Annotated in this window: 4 protein-coding genes and 1 pseudogene; 2 read left to right on the top strand and 3 right to left on the bottom strand. The window is 69.4% G+C overall.

What is annotated here, in order from left to right; all coding sequences use genetic code 11:
- Positions 1–124 precede the first annotated feature (124 nt).
- Positions 125–1,144, bottom strand: coding sequence for a tryptophan--tRNA ligase (locus FrCorBMG51_RS00105; protein WP_047221132.1), 1,020 nt, complete (start codon positions 1,142–1,144; stop codon positions 125–127).
- Positions 1,145–1,584: 440 nt separating this feature from the next.
- On the opposite strand from FrCorBMG51_RS00105, the gene FrCorBMG51_RS00100 reads away from it, so the two are divergent.
- Positions 1,585–2,793: a hypothetical protein gene (locus FrCorBMG51_RS00100; RefSeq protein WP_047221131.1), complete on the top strand. Its 1,209-nt coding sequence runs from the start codon at positions 1,585–1,587 to the stop codon at positions 2,791–2,793.
- 242 nt (positions 2,794–3,035) lie between these two features.
- Here FrCorBMG51_RS00100 and FrCorBMG51_RS30190 read toward each other — a convergent pair whose 3' ends face one another.
- The gene (locus FrCorBMG51_RS30190; RefSeq protein WP_052914176.1) at positions 3,036–3,374 is read right to left on the bottom strand and encodes a helix-turn-helix domain-containing protein; all 339 of its coding nucleotides are present in this window, start codon (positions 3,372–3,374) and stop codon (positions 3,036–3,038) included.
- A gap of 701 nt (positions 3,375–4,075) precedes the next feature.
- Positions 4,076–4,834: pseudogene (locus FrCorBMG51_RS34320) on the bottom strand (PucR-like N-terminal domain-containing protein); the annotation flags it as partial.
- Here FrCorBMG51_RS34320 and FrCorBMG51_RS30180 point away from each other — a divergent pair.
- Positions 4,833–5,432: M16 family metallopeptidase (locus FrCorBMG51_RS30180; RefSeq protein ID WP_235433187.1), on the top strand; the 600-nt coding region annotated here is incomplete at its 3' end. The pseudogene FrCorBMG51_RS34320 and the gene FrCorBMG51_RS30180 sit on opposite strands and share 2 nt — an antisense overlap.

Raw genomic sequence — 5,432 nt, 5'->3', positions numbered from 1 at the left:
GCGGCGGCCGTTTGTCCCCGCGCTTTCGTGATTCGACCGTGATCTGACGTGTGGCTGCCGCTACGTGACGGTGGCCCGCACGGTCACCCGGTTGTCCCGCGCATCGCTCCCACGCGGGGCAGGGTCAGTTGATACCGATTGCCCTGCGTACCTGGTCCAGGGTGGGTACCGCTCGCTTGCGGGCCTTTTCCGCTCCCGCGGCCAGGAGCGCGTCCAGTTCGCTGCCCGGTGCCATCAGGGCGTCGTAACGTTCGCGTAGCGGGCCGAGCTGCGTGTTGAGGATGTCGAACAGCTGGTTTTTCAGCTCGCCCCAACCCATGCCACCGGCCTGCAGGCGTCGCCGTGTGTCAGCGGTGATCTCCGGGGATGCAAACTGCTCCAGGATCTGGAAGACGTTGGAGCTGTCCGGGTCCTTGGGGTCCTCCACCGGAGTGGAATCGGTCGGAATGCGGCGCACGAGTTTCTTCAGTTGCGACTCGCTGCAGAACAAAGGGATCGTGTTGTCGTACGATTTGCTCATCTTTCGACCGTCCAGGCCCGGCAGCGTGCGACCGGTCTCGGCTTCGGGAACGATCGCCTGTGGGACCTTGAGCTTGAAGCTGTCTCCGTAGACATGGTTGAACGAGCCCGCGATGTCGGCGGCGATCTCCACGTGCTGCATCTGGTCACGCCCGACCGGTACCACATCGGTACCCATGATCAGGATGTCGACCGCCATGAGAACCGGGTAGTTGTACAGTCCCATGTTGATCCCGGCATCGAGGTCCGCCTTACCTGCTTCCTGGTTGCGGTCCCGCGCCGCCTTGTAGGCGTGCGCCCGGTTCATCAGCCCCTTACCGGTCAGGCAGCTGAGGATCCAGGCCAGTTCCGGGATCTCGGGGATGTCCGACTGCCGATAGAAGACCACCTGGTCCGGGTCGAGGCCGGCGGCGATCCACGTCGCGGCCACCGAGCGGGTGTAGTGCCGCAGCAATGCGGGATCGCGAACAGTGGTCAGCGCGTGGTAGTCCGCGATGAAGTACATCGCCTCGTACTCCTCGGCGAGCCGCAACGCCGGTTTGATGGCGCCGACATAGTTGCCGAGGTGCGGTTCACCGGTCGGCTTGATTCCCGTCAGGGAAATTTTGACTGGGGATGCGGACATCAACCTCACATCTTCTCCGGGCTGCCCTCAGAATACAGCTCGTGGTGAGCGTCGGCCGTGACGCCCGTCGCCGGGTCGTGTGAGGTGGCCGGCGGGCGATCCGACGAGCTTCCGACGAGCTGAGGCCGACCCCCGGCGGCTCCCGGCATCTCTTGGCGGCCCGTTGGCCACGGGGCGGGCACACGGCCGCAGGCCGCCGGCGCCAGGCGGGCGCCGGCTCGATCTTCGTTCGTCATGCCTGGCCGTCATAGGCGGTGGGTCCGACATCCTGGCCGACACGCGCGCCCTGCGCGACGGGACATAGTAGAATTTCGTAAGCAAAATGTGTATAGCGCGCAAGTCGGGTCACAAGTCGGATCGCAGGTCGGGCCATCGGTCGAGCCGCCGTCGCCCCGACGGCCCCGGTGAGATCGTCCCGGACGTGTCGGGGGTGAAGGGACATGCCGGATTCGGCCATTCTGGACGTGCCGATCGGTCTCATTCTGGTGTTCGCCATCGGGAGCGTGGCGGTCTCCCGTATCAACGAGGTCGTTTTCGGGGTCATGGCCTATCGCGGCCGGCAGCTCGAGACCGAACTGCGGCGCCTCTTCGGTGACGGCCCGGTGGACCGGACGGGAACAACTCCCGACACCGGTCTGACCGCGCAGCTTCTCGACGGCTCGCTGCGTGGCCTGCGTACGGGCGGCCGGAGGAATGCCGTGCCCGATCTGAGAGACGCCTTGGGGCAGACCGGCGCGTGGCGCCGGGCCCGGCAGTTACGCCTGCCGTCCTACATCCCGTCCATCGCCTTTGCCCGCGGTGTACTCGACATGCTGGAACCGCCGGTGCGTGTCCTGCTCGGCCGGATGGACACGGCGGCGCTTCCCGACAGCGCCCGCGACGCCTACCGCGACGCGCATCATTCGCTCACCGACACGACGGCCGCGGCTCTGGCCGAGGCCATTACCGCGGCTCCGTCGGCGTCCGAGGAAAACCGCAAACTCGCCATCTCGATAGCCGGGCTCGCCGGCCCGGAATCCGTCCGGCCGTTATTGGAGGAGCTGGACAAGCTGCCGGAGAACGCGCCCCTGCGACTGGCGCTGACCGGCATAGTGACCCGTGCGGGCCATGACCGGGACCGGATCGTCGCCGAGATCGCCGCCTGGTACGACGACACGATGGATCGGCTTTCCGGTTGGTACAAGCGGCGCGTCCAGCGTTTTCTCATCGTCTACGCACTGCTGGTCACCCTGGCGCTGAACCTGGACGCGATCGCGCTCACCAACGCGCTGTGGGAGAACCGGTCGTTGCGCGCGGCCGTGGTCGAGGCCGCAGCCACCCAGGTGAACTCCGCCCCCGTCAGCACGGGCACCACCGCGACCAGCGCGGACACCCCCACGACGAACAACTCTGAGGACGCGGCGAACCAGGCGGTACAGGCCATCCGGGACGCCGGTGCGCTGCATCTGCCGCTGGGCTGGACCGATGCCGGCTCCGACAGCGCGGACCCGCGGGCGGTTCCCGATGACGTCGGCGGCTGGGCGCTGAAAATTCTCGGCTGGTTGTTCACCACGCTCGCGCTCTCCCTCGGCGCGCCGTTCTGGTTCGACCTGCTCGGACGGCTGGTCAACATGCGTAGTACGGGGCCGAAGCCCGTCCCCATCGCCTGACCGCCGCGCCGCCAGCGGTGACGTTGCCGCAAGAGCCGGTGGCCTCCACTATGACGGGCCATCACGTGACGCCGCTGCCCGGTGGCGCTGTCATCTGAGGGCGTTGCCGCCCGGCGATGCCGGTGACGAGCGGGCCGGGGCCGGCCCGGTTGGCCGTCGCAGCAGGGGAAAACGGGCACCCCGAGGGATAAGCGGGCATCGGGGGATATGGCTTGCGGGCACAACCCAGCGGGCACGACCCGTCAGTCGGCTGTCGGTGAGTACGGAGGGTGGGTCAGGCCGGCGCGTAGGACGAGCTCGAGCTCGAAACGGACGTCCGGGTCGTCCAGAGCGTCTCCGAACAGGGTGCGCAACTGGCTGAGCCGGTAGCGGACCGTCTGCGGGTGTACCTGGAGTTCGGCGGCGATCCGGGCACGTTGCCCCCGCAGCCGCAGCCACAGCAGCAGCGTCTGCGCCAGCCGGGTACGGGCCCGGGCGGGCAGCCCGTCCAGCGGGGCGAGCCGGCGGCGGGCGAGATCGGCGAGCAGTTGCGGATCCCGGGCGAACAACAGCCCGGGGAGGTGGTCGTCGGTGAACAGCACCCCGCCGGGGCCGGCNCCCCGCCGGGGCCGGCGGGCACGCCCGGCAGCGTCCCGCTGTCCCGGGCCTTGCGCGCGAACGCCGCCCGCGCCGCGCTGGCGGACGCGTCCCGCCACGGGACGGCCGGGCCGACGATCGCGTCGAGACCGGCCAGCGCCCGCTCAAGCCAGCCCCGCCGCCCGGGACCGGCCGGGTCCGTGACGAACACCCAGGTGTCCTCACCCTGAATGGTGCGAGGTGTGTCCGGCGGCAGCACCAGGTGGGGGAGGCGGTGGTCGGCATGCCGGTCGGCATGCCGGTCGACACGGTCGTGGGCCGGGGCATCCACGTGTCCGGCCGCACCGGCCCTGTCAACGCCGCGAGCGGTGTCGACGGCACCAGCCGTGCCGGTCCCACGGGCCCCGTCGCCGCCGCGAACTGCGTCAACAGCCCCGCGAACTTCGCCAACGATGGCCCCGTCGCCGTCGCCGTCGCCGTCGCCTGCGTCGGTGCGTGCCGGGGCGACGGCACCGGCACCGTCGGCTCCGTCGGCGTTCCGGCGGCTGCCCGCGGAGCCGGTGAGGAGAACGGCGGCCACGACGTCGGGCAGCCGGTAACGGGCTGCCCGGGCGAGCTGCTCGATCGTTGCCGGGTTTCCCCCGGACAGCATCAGCTCGCCGAGCCGGTCCCGCAGGCGGCCGCGTTCGCTGGCTGCCTCGGACTGCTCCTGGGCGTAGCCCTCTGCGCTGGCGGCGGAGATCCGGTCGATGTAGGCGAACATGGTTTCGGCCAGCGACACCAGCCCGTCGGCGTCCAGCCCGCCGCGCTGCGCGGCCTCGGCGAGCCGCCGCCAGGCGACCCGGGCGCCGACCCGGTAGGCGCCGAGAAGGGTGTCCAGCGAGCGTCCGGAGCGGAACTCGCCGCGTCCCAGCCGGACGTAGATCTCACGGCTGGCCGCGAGATCGGGCGGTCCGCTGGAGTCGGCGCCGACCACGGTGAGGAAACGCAGCAGCGCCTCTTCGACTCCCTGCCGGACGCCGCGGCCGAACGAGCCCTCCAGCGGGCGCGCGTACGACGGCACCTCACGCGCGATGGCCGCGATCAGATCATCGCCGAGGGTCGCCAGCTCAAGCCGCAGGATGTCGGCAAGATCGGAAGGCAGATCGGAAGGCAACTGTCCGTCTGGAACAGTTTTCACGGCTTGCACCCCGCTTCGGACGGACCCCGGGTCGTCGAAGTGCTCCGGTGAGCATAACCCGGACTCATCGGTGACGATGCGGGAACAGCCTGACGATGGCTGTGGAGTCCCGTCGGCCTCCCGTTGGAGAGAGGCCCGTCGGGAAGCCGTCGGGAACCCCGGTGAGGGCCCGCGCCGAGGCTCTGGTCGGATTCGCCGGAAAGGCGGGATCAATCCGGGATCGCCGTGGCCGCGGGCACCGTAACCGGCGATCCTGTGGCGCGGATCATCGAGTACCCGGACCATGACAGGCCCGGCCGCAGTAGCGTTGCCAACCGTGCCCCCTCGTACCGAGACGAATACGACCGCCGTCCTGTTGCCGGCGCCCTCCTACCCGGTGGAGAAGACCTCCCTGGCGAACGGGTTGCGCGTCGTGCTGGCTCCGGATCGCACGGCGCCCGTCGTCGCCGTGGCTGTCCACTATGACGTGGGATTCCGCTCCGAGCCGGAGGGACGGACCGGCTTCGCGCACCTGTTTGAACATCTTATGTTTCAGGGCAGTGAAAATGTCGGAAAGGCCGAACACGCGAAGTACGTGCAGGCCGCCGGGGGCATATTCAACGGATCCACGCATCCGGACCACACCGACTACTACGAGCTGCTGCCCTCCGGCGGGCTGGAACGCGCGCTGTTCCTCGAGGCCGACCGGATGCGCGCGCCCCGGATCACCCGGGAGAACCTGGACAACCAGATCGCGGTGGTCCAGGAGGAGATTCGGGTGAACGTGCTGAACCGGCCCTACGGCGGGTTTCCCTGGATCACGCTCCCGCCGGTTGCCTTCGACACGTTCCCCAACGCCCACAACGGCTACGGCGACTTCCACGAGCTTGAGGCGGCGAGCCTC

It is taken from the genome of Protofrankia coriariae (genome assembly GCF_001017755.1).
Taxonomy (GTDB): domain Bacteria; phylum Actinomycetota; class Actinomycetes; order Frankiales; family Frankiaceae; genus Protofrankia; species Protofrankia coriariae.
Note: the sequence above shows the minus strand (reverse complement) of the source record. Positions and strands in the feature narration are given on the sequence as shown.

Coding starts and splice junctions, on each gene's coding strand:
- FrCorBMG51_RS00105 (WP_047221132.1), bottom strand. CDS start 1,144: ATGTCCGCATCCCCAGTCAAAATTTCCCTGACGGGAATCAAGCCGACC.
- FrCorBMG51_RS00100 (WP_047221131.1), top strand. CDS start 1,585: ATGCCGGATTCGGCCATTCTGGACGTGCCGATCGGTCTCATTCTGGTG.